11 protein-coding genes are annotated in these 19,550 nt (G+C 41.9%); 8 read left to right on the forward strand and 3 right to left on the reverse strand.

Features of this window, described 5'->3' with window-relative positions:
* The first annotated feature begins 16 nt into the window (after positions 1 to 16).
* From V7K27_RS23255 to V7K27_RS23285, 7 genes are all read left to right on the forward strand, one after another.
* On the forward strand, positions 17 to 7,819 hold the full coding sequence (locus V7K27_RS23255; protein ID WP_334950450.1) for an amino acid adenylation domain-containing protein: 7,803 nt from the start codon (positions 17 to 19) through the stop codon (positions 7,817 to 7,819).
* 2 nt (positions 7,820 to 7,821) lie between these two features.
* Positions 7,822 to 8,853 carry a TauD/TfdA family dioxygenase gene (locus V7K27_RS23260; protein WP_334950451.1) on the forward strand — a complete coding sequence of 344 codons (1,032 nt, stop codon included), beginning with the start codon at positions 7,822 to 7,824 and terminating at the stop codon, positions 8,851 to 8,853.
* A 37-nt stretch (positions 8,854 to 8,890) separates the two neighbouring features.
* The gene (locus V7K27_RS23265; RefSeq protein WP_334950452.1) at positions 8,891 to 12,943 is read left to right on the forward strand and encodes a non-ribosomal peptide synthetase; all 4,053 of its coding nucleotides are present in this window, start codon (positions 8,891 to 8,893) and stop codon (positions 12,941 to 12,943) included.
* A gap of 161 nt (positions 12,944 to 13,104) precedes the next feature.
* Positions 13,105 to 14,487 (forward strand): MFS transporter, encoded by a 1,383-nt coding sequence (locus tag V7K27_RS23270; RefSeq protein WP_334950453.1) that lies wholly within the window; start codon positions 13,105 to 13,107, stop codon positions 14,485 to 14,487.
* A gap of 14 nt (positions 14,488 to 14,501) precedes the next feature.
* Complete coding sequence (locus V7K27_RS23275) at positions 14,502 to 15,737, forward strand: HlyD family efflux transporter periplasmic adaptor subunit (RefSeq protein WP_334950455.1); 1,236 nt, start codon at positions 14,502 to 14,504, stop codon at positions 15,735 to 15,737.
* A 62-nt stretch (positions 15,738 to 15,799) separates the two neighbouring features.
* On the forward strand, positions 15,800 to 16,987 hold the full coding sequence (gene devC / locus V7K27_RS23280) for an ABC transporter permease DevC (protein WP_334950456.1): 1,188 nt from the start codon (positions 15,800 to 15,802) through the stop codon (positions 16,985 to 16,987).
* 16 nt (positions 16,988 to 17,003) lie between these two features.
* Positions 17,004 to 17,705 carry a DevA family ABC transporter ATP-binding protein gene (locus V7K27_RS23285; RefSeq protein WP_334950457.1) on the forward strand — a complete coding sequence of 234 codons (702 nt, stop codon included), beginning with the start codon at positions 17,004 to 17,006 and terminating at the stop codon, positions 17,703 to 17,705.
* A gap of 102 nt (positions 17,706 to 17,807) precedes the next feature.
* On the opposite strand, the gene V7K27_RS23290 is transcribed toward V7K27_RS23285, so the two are convergent.
* The 3 genes from V7K27_RS23290 to V7K27_RS23300 form a co-directional block, all read right to left on the reverse strand.
* The gene (locus V7K27_RS23290; RefSeq protein ID WP_334950458.1) at positions 17,808 to 18,104 is read right to left on the reverse strand and encodes a hypothetical protein; all 297 of its coding nucleotides are present in this window, start codon (positions 18,102 to 18,104) and stop codon (positions 17,808 to 17,810) included.
* A gap of 374 nt (positions 18,105 to 18,478) precedes the next feature.
* Positions 18,479 to 18,658 carry a hypothetical protein gene (locus V7K27_RS23295; RefSeq protein ID WP_334950459.1) on the reverse strand — a complete coding sequence of 60 codons (180 nt, stop codon included), beginning with the start codon at positions 18,656 to 18,658 and terminating at the stop codon, positions 18,479 to 18,481.
* The gene (locus V7K27_RS23300; protein ID WP_334950460.1) at positions 18,655 to 18,819 is read right to left on the reverse strand and encodes a hypothetical protein; all 165 of its coding nucleotides are present in this window, start codon (positions 18,817 to 18,819) and stop codon (positions 18,655 to 18,657) included. Before V7K27_RS23300 ends, V7K27_RS23295 begins: the two co-directional genes overlap by 4 nt.
* Before the next feature lie 527 nt (positions 18,820 to 19,346).
* On the opposite strand from V7K27_RS23300, the gene V7K27_RS23305 reads away from it, so the two are divergent.
* Entirely contained in the window at positions 19,347 to 19,544 is a 198-nt protein-coding gene (locus V7K27_RS23305; protein ID WP_334950600.1) for a zinc-binding dehydrogenase, read from the forward strand.
* The last annotated feature ends 6 nt before the right edge of the window (positions 19,545 to 19,550 follow it).

Raw genomic sequence — 19,550 nt, forward strand, 5'->3', positions numbered from 1 at the left:
AGAATTGGAACGATCAATGCAAAATCAAACTCTTGAAGGCTTTCGCCTTTCTCCTCAGCAAAAACATCTTTGGTTATTACAACAAAACAGTGTGGCAGATCGCGCCCAGTGCGTCCTTCTGCTGCAAGGACAGCTTCAAATAGAAATTCTCCAAGAAGCGTTAGAGAAAATCGTCAATCGACATGAAATTCTTCGCACGGTGTTTCATCGGCGATCGGGACTAAAAATTCCTATTCAAGTCATAAGCGATCGCAGCAAACCATCGTGGCAAACTTTTAATCTCAGTGACATAGATGCAAGACAACAGCAAGCCAAAATTGAGGAATTATTTTTGGAGGAAAGAAATTTTCCATTTGACCTCGAACGAGGTTCTCTGCTGCGTATATCCTTACTGATTTTGTCAGAGGATCGGCATATGTTACTGATGACTCTGCCATCTCTATGTGCAGATAGTTGGACGCTAAAAAATCTGGTCAAAGAAATCGCTTATACCTACGGTCAATGTTTAAATGATCAGGAATTGTACGATGAACCAGTGCAATATCTCCAATTCTCTGAATGGCAAAATGAACTACTAGAAGATGAGGATGCAGAAGCTGGAAGGAACTACTGGCGACAGCAAAGCTTCAAGTCACCTCCATTGCTAATTCCTTTTGAGAAGCAATCTAGTGGCAAAAAATTTGAACCCAATGTTTTGTCTTTAAGAATTGAGCCAGCAGTAGTAGCAAAGCTTGAAAAGATAGCTAAATTGAATAACATAAGAGTTGCCGAATTCTTATTTGCTTGTTGGCAAACATTAATTTGGAGGTTAACAACACAGCCAAATATTGTCATCAATACTATTTTTAGTGGCAGGCAATATGAAGAACTGCATGAGACGCTAGGGCTGCTAGCAAAATGGTTGCCTGTCTCTTGTGATTTTAAAAATGATTTTAAATTCAGTGAAATTCTGACCAAGATTAGCGAGTCGTTGCACGATCGCCACCAATGGCAGAAATATTTTCTCTGGGAAGAGAATACAGAAACTACTAGCAAAGCTGTCAACTTCCCGATCGCTTTCGAGTTTCAAGAATGGTTGAATAAATATGATGCAGGTGGAGTTTCATTTTCAGTTGAGAAGCAGTATGTCTGCTTTGAGAGATTCAAAGTAAAGCTTACCTGTGTACATAGAGAAGAATCCCTAACGGCAGAATTTCATTACGATCCTGAAACAATTGACTTAGAAGGCATTCAGTACCTGGGAAAACAATTTAACACCTTAGTAGAAAGTGCAGTTAACAATCCACAAGCTGAAGTTAGTAAATTAGATATTTTGAGCGATCGCGATCGCCAAAAACTGCTATTTGATTTCAATCAAACCCGAATTGATTTTCCTTTAGACAAATGTATTCACCAACTTTTTGAAGAACAAGTAGAAAAAACACCTGACAGTATTGCAGTTATCTTTGAAAACCAGCAATTAACCTATGCTGAACTAAATGCTCGTGCTAATCAGCTTGCTCGTTATTTACAAAACTTGGGAGTTAAACCAGAAGTACTGGTAGGGATTTATTTGGAGCGATCATCTTTAATAATTATCGGTCTTCTCGGAATTCTGAAAGCTGGAGGAGCTTATCTTCCCTTAGATCCAACTTTACCAACTTTAGGTTTAGATGTTCGGTTGCAAGATGCTGGAGTTAAAATACTTCTGACGCAAAAGCAACTAGTAAAAAATCTTTCTGAGTCAGAAACAAAAGTAGTTTGCTTGGAAACGGACTGGGACATTATTGCTAATGAAGCTAGCAATAATCTAAATTGTCAGGTAACACCTGAAAATTTAGTCTATGTAATTTACACCTCTGGCTCTACAGGCAAGCCCAAAGGTGTAGCTATTGAGCATCGGCAACTTCTCAACTACCTGTATGGTATACAAAAAATCCTAAATCTGACCCCAGGTAATAGCTTTGCTCTTGTTTCTACTTTTGCTGCTGACTTAGGCAACACCGTTATCTTTCCTGCTCTTTGTACTGGCGGGTGTTTGCATGTAATATCTTTTGAGCGAGCTGCCAATTCACAAGCCTTAGCGGATTACTTTCAAGAGCATCCCATCGACTTTCTCAAGATTGTTCCAACTCAATTAAAAGCTCTGTTACTATTTGAATACCCAGCCAAAATTCTGCCTCGTCGGCAACTGATTCTTGGGGGAGAAGCAACAAGTTGGCAGGCGATCGAACAAATTCAGCAACTAGCTCCAGAATGTCAGATTATCAATCACTACGGCCCGACGGAAACTACGGTAGGGGTTCTTACTTACCAAGTAGAAAGAGTACCTAACACTCGACAATCTTCAACTGTTCCCATCGGTCGCCCCCTAGCCAACACTCAAATTTACATACTTGACTCCAAAAAACAGCCGACACCAATTAGTGTTCCTGGGGAGGTATACATTGGCGGTGCAGGACTAGCCAGAGGCTATCTCAACCGTCCCGAACTGACGGCAGAAAAATTTATCCTCAACCCCTTTAATAATGACCCCCAAGCCCGATTATACAAAACAGGGGACTTAGCTCGGTACTTAAGCGATGGCAACATTGAATTCCTCGGACGCATCGACCAACAAGTCAAAATTCGGGGGTTTCGGATCGAACCCGAAGAAATCGAAGCAGTTCTCAGTAGTTATCCCCACATTGAACAAGCCGTGGTTATAGCGACAGAGGATACTCCTAATAATCAACGGTTAGTAGCTTATGTAGTAAGTGATAATCAAGACATCAGCACTCATCAACTACGGGAATTTCTCCAACAGGAACTCCCCGCCTACATGGTTCCTGCGGCCTTTGTTATCCTTGAAACCTTGCCCTTAACTCCCAACGGCAAAATAGATAGACTTGCTCTACCCGCGCCAGAGAAGAACACCAGAACTAGAGAATATGTAGCCCCCCACACGCCAGACCAAGAAATCATCGCCCAAATTTTTGGTGAGGTGTTGGGGATGGAAACCGTCGGCATTCATGACAACTTCTTTGAGTTGGGGGGACATTCCCTCCTAGCCACCCAATTAATCTCCCGACTCAGACAGAGCTTTGAAGTAGAAATTCCCCTCAAAGCTGTCTTTGCAGCGCCCAGTGTCGCGCAACTCGACCAAACCATCGCTCAATTACGAACTCAGGGGCAGGGATTGAGTCTTCCACCGATTCAGCGGATTGCCCCAGACACAGAGAAAATCCCCCTCTCCTTTGCCCAAGAAAGACTGTGGTTCCTCAATCAACTCGAAGGAGCATCGGCAACTTATAATGTGCCTGCCGCCCTGCGCCTGAGTGGAGCATTAAATCTTAATGCCTTGCACCAAGCGCTAACCGAAATCATCCGTCGCCACGAGGCACTCCGTACCAGTTTTGCCAGCATCAATGGCACGCCGATGCAGGTGATTCACCCAGAAGCCAGCATGGATATAGAGGTCGTGAATTTACAACACTTAGAACAGAGCGAACGGGAACTAGTTTTAGAGCAACAATTACAACAAGCAGCGATTACTCCCTTTGATTTAGAGAGCGCTCCCTTAATCCGGTGCAGTTTATGGCAATTAGCAAACAGCGATTACGTATTCGGCATTAATATGCACCACATAGTCTCAGATGGGTGGTCGATTGGCGTGTTGATTCAAGAACTATCAGCGCTGTATAAAGCCTTTTGTGCTGGAGAATCATCCCCCCTACCAAATCTAGAGATTCAATATGCCGACTTTGCTCTATGGCAGAGACAATGGTTGAGTGGGTCAGTACTAGAGGAGCAAATGCAATACTGGGTATCGCAATTACAAGGTGCACCAGAATTGCTGCAACTGCCCACCGATCGACCGCGCCCCAGCGTGCAGTCCTATCGAGGTGCAATGCAAAGCTCTAGCTTAAGTACGGAATTAACCCAGAAATTAAAATCACTGTCGCAGCGGGCGGGCAGTACTTTATTTATAACCCTGTTGAGCGCTTTTGCCACCTTACTGTATCGTTACAGCGGGCAGCCAGATGTGATAATTGGTTCACCGATCGCTAATCGCCACCGCAGTGAAATAGAGCCATTGATTGGCTTTTTCGTAAATACCTTAGTTTTGAGAACTCGCTTAGAGGATAATCCCAGCTTCGAGGAGTTGCTCGCCCAAGTCCTCGAAACCACCCTCCAAGCTTATGAGCATCAGGATGTGCCCTTTGAACAGGTAGTAGAGGCATTACAACCGCAACGCTCTATGAGTCACTCGCCGCTGTTCCAAGTGATGTTTGTCTTGCAAAATGCACCGATGGGCGATCTAGAATTACCTGGAGTGTCATTGAGTGGATTAGAGCAGGAGGGAACGATTGCTAAGTTTGATTTAACCCTATATATGACCGAAACTTCGGCGGGATTGGGGTGTGAATGGGAGTACAACACTGACTTGTTCGATCGCTCAACCATCGAGCGGATGACGAGTCATTTTGAAAACTTGTTGTCAGCCATTGCCTCTAATCCCCAGCAAAGGGTGAGTGAATTACCTTTACTGAGTACCTCCGAACGCCAGCAGTTGTTATTCGAGTGGAATGACACCAACCGGGAATATCTAAAAGACAAATGTATCTATGAATTATTTGAGGATCAGGTAGATAGCACACCAGATGCGGTGGCAGTAGTATTCCAAGAGCAGCAATTGACCTATCAACAGTTAAATGGCCGAGCGAATCAACTGGCTAATTACCTGCGAACTTTAGGAGTAGGGGCAGAGGTACTGGTGGGCATTTGTGTCGAACGATCGCTGGAGATGGTGGTAGGACTTTTGGGGATACTTAAGGCTGGTGGTGCGTATCTGCCTGTTGACCCCACGTATCCTCAAGAACGATTGAGTTACATGTTGCGTGATGCTGGGGTGAAAGTGTTGTTGACGCAAAAAAACTTGTTGTCATCTGTGCCATCTCATACTGCCCAAATGGTTTGTTTAGATACTGATTGGCAGGCGATAGAGCAGCATAGTCAGGAAAATTTAGTCAGTAGTGTCGGTGCAGATAATCTGGCTTATGTCATCTACACTTCTGGTTCTACCGGACAACCCAAGGGGGTAATGAATACCCATCAGGGAATTCGGAATCGGTTACTGTGGATGCAAGAAGCTTATCAATTAACGAGTAGCGATCGCGTTCTACAAAAGACACCTTTCAGCTTTGATGTTTCAGTATGGGAATTTTTCTGGCCTTTATTAACCGGCGCTAGGATTGTAGTTGCTAGACCAGAAGGACATAAAGATACTAATTATCTAATTAATCTAATTGCCCAAGAGCAAGTTACGACCATACATTTTGTCCCGTCTATGCTCCAAGCTTTTCTGCAAGAAGATAGTTTAGAAGATTGCAGTTCTTTGAAGCGAGTTTTTTGTAGTGGAGAGGCATTGTCATTTGAACTGAAGGAACGTTTTTTTGAATACTTTGAATGTGAATTTCACAATCTTTACGGACCTACAGAAGCAGCAATTGATGTCACTTTTTGGCAATGTCAGCCCCAATTAAATTGTCAGCTAGTCCCCATTGGTCGTCCCATTGCCAATACTCAAATCTACATTTTAGACCAACAAATGCAGCCAGTACCGATCGGAGTAACTGGAGAACTCTATATTGGTGGTGATGGATTAGCCAGAGGCTATCTGAACCGTCCCGAATTGACTCAAGAAAGATTCGTCCTCAACCCCTTCTCGTCTGACAAATCGGCACGCCTGTATAAAACTGGCGACCTCGCTCGTTATCTTTGTGATGGCAACATCGAGTATATTGGTCGTATCGACCATCAAATTAAGATTCGCGGCTTTCGTATCGAATTGGCAGAGATCGAAGCAGTGCTGAGTAGCCATCCCCAGATTCAACAAGCCGTAGTCATTGTCACAGAAGATACTTTTAGTAATAAGAAACTAGTAGCCTATGTAGTCAGTGAGCAAGAAACTCTCAGCAACCATCAACTGCGGGAATTTCTCCAACAGCAACTCCCCGCTTACATGGTGCCCTCTGCCTTTGTCAGCCTCGATACCTTGCCGTTAACGCCCAATGGTAAAATAGATAGACTTGCCTTAAGGGTACCCGATGGCGACATCGAACCAGAGGGGGAATATGTAGCTCCCCGCACGCCAAGTGAAGAAATCATCGCCGACATTTTTGCTCTTGTGTTGGGGATCGGAACCGTCGGCATTCATGACAACTTCTTTGAACTGGGAGGACATTCCCTCCTGGCTACCCAATTAGTCTCCCGACTCAGACAGAGCTTTGAAGTACAAATTCCCCTCCAAGCTGTCTTTGCAACGCCCAGTGTCGCGCAACTCGACCAAACGATCGCTCAATTACGGGCAGAGGGACAAAGCTTGAATCTGCCACCGATGGAGCGGATTGCCCCAGACACAGAGAAAATCCCCCTCTCCTTTGCTCAAGAAAGATTATGGTTTCTCGACCAGTTAGAGCCAGATAGTGCAGCATACAATATGCCTGCTGCCGTCAGAATAGAAGGAAACTTACAGCCGACGGCTCTCGAAAGGAGCATCAGTGAAATTATTCGTCGTCATCAAGTCTTACGCACCAACTTTGCTAAACAAGATGGGGAAGCAATACAAATCATTCATCCCGCAAGTGACTGGCAAATGACCACCATTGACTTGCAAGCTCTGTCAGCCAACCAGCGAGAAACCGAAATTCAAAGCCTAGCCACCACTGAAGCGGCCAAGCCTTTTAACTTGGCAACAGACTCCTTAATCAGAGGTACACTACTGGCATTATCAGATAGCGAGCATGTCTTGTTACTGACAATGCATCATATTGTCTCTGATGGTTGGTCAATTGGAGTATTCATCCAAGAATTGACCACCCTCTACTATGCATTTGTAGAAGGGAAACCTTCACCTCTGCCCGAATTACCAATTCAGTATGCAGACTTTGCTCTGTGGCAACGTCAATGGTTGCAGGGAGAAGAATTACAAAAGCAACTGAATTACTGGCAAAAACAACTGGCTGGCGCACCAGCCTTATTAGAATTACCTACCGACTACCCTCGGCCAGCAGTGCAGACCTTTCGAGGAGGGAGGCAATCTCTGCAATTATCAAAGATTTTGACTGAGGGAATTCAGACGCTAAGTCGTCAAGAGGGAGTCACTTTGTTCGTGACATTATTTACAACATTTACATGTTTGCTGTACTACTACACTGGTCAGGAAGATATAGTTGTAGGTACTGCTGTGGCTAACCGCAATCGTGCTGAAATTGAAGAATTAATCGGTTTCTTTGTTAACCAACTAGTCTTGCGAACCGATCTCACTGGCAACCCTACCTTCAAAGAATTATTAGAGCGAGTTCGAGAGGTGGCACTGGAGGCTTATGCTCACCAAGATTTGCCATTTGAAACGCTGGTAAGAGCCATGAAACTAGAGCGAAATCCAAGCCGAACTCCGCTGTTTCAGATAAAATTCGTTTTCCAAAATACTCCCATATCAGATATAAAGCTTTCGGAGCTAAATATAAATTTGATAGAGGTTGCTAACGAGACGACGAAATTCGATCTTCTTTTAAATATGGAGGAGACAAACCAGGGATTGTCTGGCTCATTGCAATACAATACAGCCCTCTATGAATCTACTACAATCACGCGGTTTTTAGAACAATTCAAGACACTTTTAAGCCATATTGTAGTACAGCCTAATATCAGATTGAACACCATCAAAGAAATACTTTCTGAGGCAGACAGACAAAGACAATTGGTAAAAGAACAAGAACTACAAAAGGCTGCCCTTCAGAAACTAAAAAAATCGCACAGACGTATCTTGGAGAACTCAACTGAAAAGAAGGACTGATTATGAAAATTATAGAAACCGAAGAAAACAGCATTAAGAAGTTACGTCAGGCAAAACGAAAGCCGATCGCTAAAGATCGAGAAAAATTAATTGAGGAAAAATATCTTAACTCTGATAATTTTCTTCCTTTAGTTATTTCACCCGTTGTAGATGGAGTTAATTTAGTAGCATGGGCTGCCAAAAACCGGGATTTTCTTGAAGCTCATTTACTAAATTATGGAGGCATACTGTTTCGGAACTTTAATGTGAATGGAGTGCAAGAGTTCCAGGAATTTATTGAGGCAATTTCTAGAGGAAAATTAGTAGAATACAATTATCGTTCAACTCCTCGCACTCAGGTAAACGATAAAATCTATACTTCAACTGAATATCCTCCCAACCAATCGATCCCTCTCCATAACGAGAAAGCTTATTCTTCTGTTTGGCCGATGAAAATTTGTTTTTTCTGCACCCAGCCTGCCGAACAAGGCGGAGAAACACCGATTGCTGATAGTCGGAAAGTTTTTGCAAAACTCGATTCTGTCATCAAAGAAAAGTTTATGCAAAAGAACGTGATGTACGTTCGTAACTACGGTGACTTAGATTTGTCCTGGCAAGATGTTTTTCAAACCACAAACAAATCAGAAGTAGAAAATTTTTGCCGTAAAGAAGGCATTGAATTTGAATGGAAAAACGATCTCCTGACAACTCGTCAAGTTTGCCAGGCTGCTGCTAAACATCCTTATACAGGTGAAATGGTTTGGTTCAACCAAGCTCATTTATTTCACATTTCAAGTTTGGCAACAGAAATACGCGAATCATTATTCTCTGTGTTGGCAGAAGATACTATTCCACGCAACGCTTATTACGGTGATGGTTCTCCCATTGAATCCTCTGTGATCGCGGAAATTAATCAGATTTATCAACAGGAAAAGGTTGTTTTTTCTTGGCAGAAAGGAGATATTTTGGTGCTGGACAATATGTTAACTGCTCATGGACGTATGCCTTTTGTCGGCACGAGAAAAGTTTTGGTAGGTATGTCCGAATCTTGTTAATTTAGAAGCATTTTTAGGAGAAAAAGGACGTAGAGATATGCAAAGTACAATTGGTGATGGGTATCGTATTTCACCTCAGCAGAAGCATCTATGGCTGCTACAGCAAAGCGATGACGCTAGTCACGTAGGCAGAAGCGATCGCCAGATCGCTTATTATTCTCAAATTGCCATACGTATTGAGGGAAATTTCGCTCCTGACATTTTAAAAGTTGCCTTAGAAAACATCATTAAGCAACAGGAAATTTTTCGTACCGTTTTCAATTGCTTGCCTGAGATGTCAATTCCGCTTCAGTTCGTAACCGAAAACAGTATGCTAATGTTTGAAGAGCGCGATCTGGGCAGTTTGACTTCCCAAGAACAAAAGATTGCGATCGATGCACTTTTTCAAGATAGAGGTTGGCAAACTTTCGATTTGCAAAAAGGGCCTCTTTTATATACAGTCTTAAACAAACTGTCATCAGGCGAACAAATCTTATTTATCAGCTTACCTGCCATTTGCGGCGATTTAACAACACTTCATAATTTGGTGAAAGAAATCTATTATTTTTATGAAGCATACTTGCAGGTTAGAGAACTTTCTGATGAATCGATGCAGTACGCAGATATATCTGCATGGCTAAATGAATTATTGGAATCAGAGGACACAGAAACAGGAAGAGAGTATTGGCAACAACAGAATGTTTTTTCGGTTTTAAGTGGGAAAATTCCTTTAGAAAATCACTCATCTGCTAAAGTACGATTCGAGCCTCAATCTTTAACACTAGAAATTAATTCCGATACGGTAACAAAGTTAGAAATGCTTGCTCGCAAGTATGACACTTCGATTTCTGTATTCTTACTAGCTTGCTGGCAAATTCAACTCTGGCGTTTGACCGAACAGTCAGATATTGTTGTCGGCACTGCCAGCGATGGGCGTAAATATCAAGAATTAAAAGATGTCTTAGGATTATTGACCAAGTATCTACCCATCTCTTCCCATCTTGAAGAAAATCTTCATTTCAAAGAACTGCTGGAAAAAGTTGAGGAAACTTTAAGCTACAGTCACAAATGGCAAGAATATTTTAGCTGGGAGCAAGTTACCGCTAAGAATGGAAATGGGATAGAGCCACCCTTTTTTCCTTTTTGTTTTGATTTTCAAGAACAGCCTGCAAATTGTGTTGTTGGTAACGTCTTATTTTCCCTCTACAAACAATATAGTTGTATCGATCGCTTCAAAGTAAAACTTTCTGGGGTTCGTCTCGACGAGCGGTTGTTGCTGGAGTTTCATTATGATTCCAACTTATTTCCCCTTAAAAATATCAAAATCCTTTCAGAACAATACCTAACTTTACTCGAAAGCGCGATCGCTCGTCCAGATGACGCGATCGCCGATTTAGAAATGTGTAGCGATCGCCAACGACAGCAGTTGCTATACGAATGGAACGAAACATTTATCAATTATCCCCAAGATAAGTGCATTCACTCCTTGTTTGAAGCACAAGTCGAACGCACACCAGAAGCGGTAGCGGTGGTGTTTGAGGATCGGCAACTGACCTACAGGGAATTGAACAATCGCGCTAATCAACTGGCACAATACCTGAAAACATTGGGAGTAGAAACAGAAACATTGGTAGGTATTTGTGTAGAACGCTCCTTGGAGATGGTGGTAGGTATATTGGCAGTACTCAAAGCCGGAGGAGCTTATGTGCCACTTGAACCTAATTATCCATCAGAGCGTTTAGTCTATATGCTGCAAGATGCTCGAGTTTTAGTATTATTGACTCAACAGAAACTACAAAAAAATCTTACTGATTGTCAAGTTAATATTATCTGCCTTGACACAGACTGGGAGAAAATAGCTAGCGAAGCAAACGACAATCCAAACACTGGGGTAAAACCAGAAAATTTAGCTTATGTCATTTACACTTCTGGTTCTACTGGGTTGCCTAAAGGTGTAGCGATCGAACATCGGCAATTGTTTAACTATCTCAACAGCATCCAAACAGTACTTAATCTTCCTTTAGGAGCCAATTATGCGACAGTTTCTACCATAGCAGCAGACTTGGGTAACACTGTTATCTTCCCTTCTTTGTGTGGTGGCGGATGTCTGCATATAATCTCTTCCGAGCGAATCACTAATGCCAAAGACCTGGTAAATTACTTCGAGCGCAATTTAATCGATTGTCTGAAGATTGTTCCCTCCCATCTAAAAGCGTTGTTAACATCAGAAGCTGGCACGCAAATTTTGCCACGTCAGCGTTTAGTTCTGGGTGGAGAATCAACCAGTTGGGAGTTAATCGACCAAATTCAACAACTAGCTCCAGAATGTCAAATTATCAATCACTACGGGCCGACTGAAACTACGGTAGGGGTTCTTACTTACCAAGTCGAAGGAGTACCTAATACTCGACAATCTTCAACTGTTCCCATCGGTTGCCCCCTAGCCAACACTCAGATTTATATACTTGACTCGAAAAAACAACAGCCGACACCCATAAGTGTTCCTGGGGAGGTATACATTGGCGGTGCAGGATTAGCTAGGGGCTATCTCCATCGTCCCGAACTAACAGCAGAAAAATTCATTCCCAACCCCTTCAGTGATGATCCACAATCGCAACTATACAAAACAGGGGACTTAGCTCGGTATTTACCAGATGGCAATATTGAGTATATCGGTCGTATTGACAACCAAGTTAAAATCCGTGGTTTTCGGGTTGAATTAGGCGAAATTGAAGCAGTTTTGAGCCAGTATCCTCACGTACAGCAGGTTACGGTAATTGCAAGCATTGATACCCCAGGTGATAAACAATTAGTAGCCTATTTAGTGAGCGATACCAAGGAGAACCCTAGTATTAGTGACTTGCGACAATTCTTGCAAGAGAAGTTACCAGGCTACATGGTTCCTGCTGCTTTCGTGTACTTAGATGCCCTCCCCTTGACCCCCAATGGCAAAATAGATCGCCATGCCTTACCCGTACCCGATCTTAATAGCATTGCTGTGAACAATCGCTTTTTTCGATCGCTCGACCTCGTAGAACAGCAACTAGCAGAAATATGGTCAGAAGTTCTAAATCTTTACCCCATCGGAGTCAAGGATAACTTTTTTGAGCTTGGTGGACATTCCCTTTTAGCCGTCCAACTGATGGCCAAAATTGAACAGCAATTCCGAATCAATTTACCCTTGTCAGTACTTTTTCAAAACTCGACTATTCAACAACTAGCAACTTTTCTACATCAGCCAGTAGATACATCGATCTGGTCTCCCTTGGTGGCAGTTAAGCCCAGTGGTTCCAATAAACCTTTCTTTTGTGTACCTGGGGCGGGTGGCAATCCTATCTATTTTTACAATCTTGCTCATCATTTAGGCCGAGAACAACCTTTTTATGGACTACAAGCACTCGGTCTTGATGGAGAATCAGAACCACACACACAAGTTGAGATTGCGGCAATATGCTACATTCAAGCAATACAGTCTATTCAACCGCAAGGACCATATTTGTTAGGAGGTCATTCTTTTGGATGTAAAGTAGCTTTTGAGATGGCGCAGCAGTTACAAAAACTGGGTCACGAAGTAGCACTTTTGGCTCTTTTTGATACCCCTGCACCAAGTGTTGATCATGTTGATGCCAAATCGCAACATGTTGGAGTGGATAATGCTTTTTGGTTAAATCGGGTTAGTTTAGTAATAGAAGAACTTTCTGAAACAAGCTTAGATATATCCTACGAAGTTCTTAAATCCTTTGATTCAGAAGAAGAACAATTAAAGTATTTTCAAGAACAATTACAGCTAGCCAATATCCTACCCACTGAGATTGGAATCAAGCAACTGCGGGGGCTAGTTCAAGTTTATAAAACTCAGGTCAATACTATTTATCTACCAGAAAAGACTCAGACTATAAATCAAATTACTTGTTTTATAGCTAATGGTGAGAAGAAGTTTTCTGAAGACTTATCTGAAGACTTAGAAAATAAAGCTTTAAGCTGGGGAAAATTTTCCAATTTACCAGTGAATATCCAAGTTGTTCCGGGCAAACACATTACAATGCTCAATGAACCTCATGTTCGAGTTTTAGCAGAAAAATTAAGAGATTGTCTGGAAAAAACTCGGTAAATTAGTTAAGAAATTTTGGATTTTGGATTTATTCTATGAATAAATTCGCTTTCCTGAAACCATTTAGATTTGAAATTTTGAAGATTTAATCCAAAATTTCAAATCTAAAATCTAAAATTAGGTCAGATGATTCCACATCAAGTTAAATTACTCTCAGAAAGATGCTGAAATCTTTATCTATTAACCAAACAATCAAAACTCTGAGACCATTTTTGATTATTTGGTTTGGACAATTAGTTTCTCTAACTGGGTCTAATCTTACCAGTTTTGCTTTAGATATTTGGGTTTATCAAAAAACGGGTTCGGTTACGCAATTCGCGCTTGCTTCCCTATGCGTGACTTTACCCTTCATCTTGATCTCTCCAATCGCTGGAACGTTTGTTGATCGCTGGGATAAGCGCTGGACGATGTTTTTTAGTGACCTAGGTGCTGGAATTGTTACCTTATTGATCGCATTGCTATTTTATTTCGATCAACTACATATTTGGTATATTTACTTAGGGCTTGTCATTATGTCTATTTGCAATGTGTTTCAAAGATTAGCTGCGACCACGGCAACTAATCTATTAGTACCCAATAGACATTTAGGACGCGCACTCGGAATTGTAAAAAGTGGAGAATATGGGTGTGATATTTTTACTCCACTATTCTCTGGAATACTGTTATTATCAGTTCAATTGCAAGGAGTATTGCTAATTGATTGTATTACTTATCTTTTCTCTCTTGGGACTCTCCTACTCGTTAATTTTCCAAACAATCAACAGTCTGTTATTGAATTAGATACTTTAGGATTAGACAAGTCTACTGGAGATATAGATAGATTAGATTTAAACCAAACAGAAAAGCCTCAGTCTGGTTCAATTACTAAAGAATTAGTTTATGGATGGCGTTATATTTCATCTCGCTTAGATATTAAAAGTTTGATTTTATATTCCCTAGCTAACAATTTTATAGTGGCGATGGTCGTTATATTAATGATGCCCCACCTCCTTAGTTTTGTCTCCACAGGGACAGCTGGCACAATTATGTCGATCGGAAGTTTTGGAGGATTCCTTGGTAGTATCGCAATCGGAATTTGGGGTGGGCCAAAGCGTCGGATCGATGGTATTTTAGGCTTGGGATTTTTTATAGGTATATGTATTATTACCGCAGGTTTACGACCATCAATTACGTTGACTATTGTATCTATCTTTAGCGGTTTTTTCTGTTTTGCTATAGTCAATGCACTTAGTCATGCTCTTTTACTAACTAAAATCTCCAGTAACATTCAAGGCCGAGTTTTTGGCTTAATTAGTACAATGAGCGGTGCTTCTCGACCGTTTGCTTATTTTTTAGCTGGACCATTAGTAGATATGGTATTTGAGCCACTTCTAGCTACCAATGGTTTTTTGGCTAATAATGTGGGAATGGTGATTGGAGTGGGCAGAGGAAGAGGAATTGGGCTATTATTCATAGTTTTGGGCTTACTACAGGTAGCTATTTCTGTTACTGCTTACACTTATCGTCCTCTGAGATTTATAGAGAAAGATTTACCAAATATATAGACTTAGGCGTTGCTATGACTCGTAAGCAAAAAGAAACTCAGTTATTTTTGATTGAGTCAATGATGAAACGAATTCAACCATTAGCTATTTTGCTGTGCGGAGTCGGGGTATCTACTATCAGTGTATATACTATCTATAGTTTTTCAGTACAGAACGCCGCGACAAAGACTTCAACCGCACCTGCTCCGGTTACTGCTATTGTCGCATTGGGACGCATTGAACCTGACGGTCAAGTCATTAAACTCTCTGTGTTAAATGCCCAAGACAGTCGCGTAAATCAAATTTTAGTCAAGGAAGGTGATTATGTAAAAGCAAATCAAGTTATTGCAATTTTACAAGGCATTGAGAAAAGACAAGCAGATTTAAAGGACGCTCTTGCACAAGTGCAACTGCAACAGGCGCAGCTTACCAAGGTACAACAAGGAGACAGCAAGAAGGCTCAACTAGTAGCGCAACGGGCTGCTATTGCTCGCCTAGAAGCACAAAAGTTAGCAGAAACTAAGCAGAAAAAAGCTGCAATTGCAAGTGCTCAAGCTACCCTCCGCGAAGCCCAACTCAACTTTAAGCGTCACCAACAGTTAGCAAAGGCAGGTGCAATTTCTCGTGCAGATGCAGATGTTGCACAGCGCAATTTTGGCACAGCTCAAGCCACGTTGCTAGAACGAAAAGCCGACTTAGAGCAAACTATAACCACCCTGCAAGCAGCAATCGCTCAACAATGGGCACAGTTAAAAGAATTGAAGGAGGTGCGCCCAGTAGATGTTAAGATTGCTTTGGCACAGTTGGAAAGAACTAAAATTGCTGTTGAGCAGGAAAAAGCAGCATTAGAGGATGCTAAGGTGCGAGTTCCTATAGCCGGACAGATTCTCAAAATCAACACCCGAGTTGGTGAACAAGTTAATACCACTGAGGGCATTGTAGAACTGGGGCAGACTAGTCGCATGTATGGGATCGCCGAAGTCGCTGAAACTGATATTAGCAAAGTTCGTCTTGGACAACGGGCTAGTATGACTAGCGAGTATGGGGGTTTCACGGGTGAAGTCAAAGGTACTGTGGAACAGATTGGTTTGCAAGTGAATCGACAAACACTACAAAATGTTGATAGCAACAATCCTACCAACGATAAAAATGCCCGCAGCGTTACCGTGAAAATTCGTATCGATCCAGAGGATAATCCTAAAGTCGCTGCACTGACTTATATGCAAGTACTCGTCAAAGTTGATCTTGCAAAATCTGTTAACGAAAAGTAAAAAATATTACATAATTTGCGTTCTACCTGATATGGCTATGAAGTTTAAGAACAAAATTTTTTATGAAACTACCTTTCCTTGAATCTCCTGTAAAAAAATTTCAGACTCACCGTCCCTTGGCATGGGCACAATTATCTCATCAGAAAGTCCGTCTTGCTGTAGCAATGAGCGGGATTGCTTTTGCCAATGTGCTGATATTTATGCAACTAGGATTTCGGTCTTTGTTTACTGATGGAGCAAAATTACTACCAGCAAATCTCAAAGGAGATTTGTTTCTTTTAAACAAGAGCGCTGATTACATAGGAGCAAGCAACTTTGAACGCATTCGTGTTTACCAAGCCAGTGGCATCAAAGGTGTTGCTAAGGTGACTCCTGTTTATGTCAAAACAGGGATATTGGCTTACTCTAAAGAAAATATCTCCTATGCACCACGGGTTTTTGCCTTCAATCCAACAAATCAATCTCCCTTTGACATTCCAGAGGTAAATCAACAACTAGAAAAGCTAAAACTACCCGATAGCGTTCTGTTTGACCGTCGTGCAAGAGCATCCTTGGAACCGATTAGCACACTATTTGAACAAAAGGGTAATGTCACTGCAATACTGAACAATCATCGAGTTTCAGTTATCGGACTTTTTACTCTCGGCAACTCCTTTTTTCGTGGTGAAGCTAACTTAATAATGAGTGACTCAAACTATGCAAGGTTGTACGGAGAAGACGAACTCAAGCAAGTTAGCGTTGGAGTTCTAAGCTTAAAACAAAATGCCAATGTTGAGGCGGTTAAAGCTGGCATTGAAGCAAGCGTTCCAAATGTGCTGGTTCTAACCCACAAAGAATTAATTGCTAAAGAAATCGCTTATCAAGATAAGAATCCATCTGGTGCTATTTTCAGCTTTGGTGCAGCGATGGGGTTTGTTGTCGGTGTAGTCATTGTCTATCAAGTTTTGTATGCCGATATCAGCGACCACCAATCAGAGTATGCCACACTCAAAGCTATGGGTTACTCAGATAAAGCACTGCTTGAGATAATTTTCCAGGAAGCCTCCATTTTAGCTGTACTAGGTTTTATTCCTGGGTTTATCGTATCCTTTGGAATGTATAAGGTACTCACAGTCATTACTCGCCTAGAACTGACTATGAGTCCCAATATTGTTATGACAGTTTTTGTGCTGACTCTGATTATGTGTATTGCCTCTGCTGCGATCGCTTCTAACAAACTTCGTTCTAGCGATCCCGCTGATGTTTTTTAGTTTTTAATTTTGAGTAATGACAGATTCTCACCCCATTGTTTCTATCTTTAACCTCAAGCAAACATTTGGCAAAGGAACTTTGCAAAAAGCTGTGCTGGTTGATATCAATTTAGACATTAACCTTGGAGAAATTGTGATTCTTACAGGTTCATCTGGCAGTGGTAAAACAACTTTGCTCACCTTAATTGGAGCATTGCGCTCAGTACAACAAGGCAGCCTGAAAGTTTTAAGTCATCAATTAAAAGGAGCTAGCAAGGAAAAGCTAATCTACATCCGCAGTCAGATTGGCTTTATCTTTCAAGGACATAATTTACTCAAATGTCTCACTGCTTGGGAAAACGTGGCTATGTCACTTAAGCTACATAAAAATATTCCTGTGAAAGAATATAAAGCCCGCTCTACGGCAATGCTAAAAGCAGTGGGGCTAGAACAGTATGTAAATGCTTATCCAGAAAACATTTCGGGAGGACAAAAACAAAGGGTAGCGATCGCCCGTGCACTGGTAAGCCAGCCGAAGTTGGTTTTGGCAGATGAACCCACTGCGTCGTTGGATAGTAAATCTGGTCGGGATGTGGTTGAAATCATACAACAACTGGCGAAAGAACAACACTGCACTATTCTGCTTGTAACGCATGACAATCGCATTTTGGATATTGCCGATCGCGTCGTACATATGGAAGATGGAAAATTAGTCAGCAATAACTTAAGTTCTATTTGAAAGCCTGCCACCCCAACTTTAGAGGTTGTTTGAAAAATCCTGTTTTTGGTAGCAAAACCTTTTAGTTGGAAGTCCCTCAAGTCTCGGTATAATTCTTGTTTTTCAACTCGCTAACTGACAGTAGGTAGGGGTGCCATAACGTGTACTGTTGAATTGAGGTTGTACGCGATCGCTAGCATTTAGCTGTAGTTCAGTTTCTTGTCTAACCATCTGCTCCACTAAATCAGGTTGGCAATTATACCGACTTGGTGTGCGTGAGTTGGGCATCACGTAGCAGAAACGGATACAACCTTGTTGGCGACGAGCAACGAATATAATGCCGTTAAAAATACTGTTTTCTGCTAAATCAATTGCGTGTACTTGAATCTGGCCAAAGACTGTGCAACGTGCAATAGTCAACCGTGCATGAGCTATGGAGTAACCTGCTGCACCGATCGCGCTTCACCTTCAATACTAGTAGCGAATGGCACTAAGAAAAGCTCAAAGACTTATGTCGCCTCGTTAAGAGCCTGGAGGCTCTTAACGAATTCCCAGAGGCTCCGCCTCTGGTCAAGAAACAGGAGGCGGAGCCTCGCAGAGTGGTTTCCCAGCCTGGAGGCTTGTTCCAGTCAGGGCAAGGGCTGTATCTTAACTTAGTGCCATTCGTGATAGATGCAAAACGTTGTTCATCATAGAGGCTTTCACCCAAGTTAGATTGGTTCGAGTTTGCTATGTGGCGATCGCACCACAAGATCGGCGCTCCTACTCAAGTCATTTTTCAACAATTTTCGTTTTCACAATAACAGAATCAGCGCCGGGAGTGGATTCACCCCCTCAGTCGTTGGCTTTTCTGTAACCTCAGCTATCTCAGTATCAGGTAACTGTGCAAACTCACACAAACGCCAGCGTAACCAAGCCAGTGCCTTCGCTAGATATTCTTCGTTGTTTGGCATCCAAGAATCAAGGTTGCTCATAAAATCACCACCTTCTGATTCTGGTCGAAAACAGGCGGAGTCACTGTGCGATCTACCAGTAAGCTATCTACTCCATCAATCCGCACCACTGACCCTTCCCAACCTCCCCAATACTTTGGGGAGATGCCGCAGGCGGTGGGGTTCTTTCTACGTATCTTCAAACAGAATTGGTATAACTCAGTTAAAATACGTTTTAATTACAGTTTCTAATTGCGATAGAAGACTGCAATATACAGCAGAATTCAGAATTCAGGGGTCAGAATTCAGAAGTAAAACAGCTTTTACACAAGGGTTTGAGACTTTGGTTGTGTACCTCACTTTCCTTGAAATGCGCTGTAATTGCATAAATCTAGTAGTGAAAGTATTACTACGAGGAGCAAAGAGAAATTGTTTGTAAAAGCAATGATGTTTTAAAAAAGGTTTAAATAGTGTGTGAATTGTATAACTTCTACTAAAACGTTCAAATGGTAGAGGTTATATTACGAGAAATTTGTAAGTATTAAATGTGCAGTAAAAAAAACTGAAGCTGAGACATTCATTGGGTTAGAGATGCTCCTCAGTAAACTTCATAGATATGAACAAGCGTAAAAATTATTTTTTGACGGCTCCTGATTACGCAAACAATTAATTAACATGAGTAATTTAATGACACAATCTCTCTGGTTTTTTGGCTCTCGCCTCAGCATCATTGCAGATCACACAACTACCGCAGGCCAGTACTCATCATGGTGAGATTCTGCATCAGGCTACGCAGTTGGCGGATGCAGGTCAACTACGCCCAATTGTTGATCCTCGCTATTTTACGTTGGATACCGCACTGGATGCCCACAATGCGGTAGAGCAAGGCACATCGGTCGGCAAAATCGTAATCGACATTGCAATATGAGATAAA

Origin of the sequence: Nostoc sp. (genome assembly GCF_036919575.1) — a bacterium.
Classification (GTDB): Bacteria; Cyanobacteriota; Cyanobacteriia; order Cyanobacteriales; family Nostocaceae; genus Nostoc.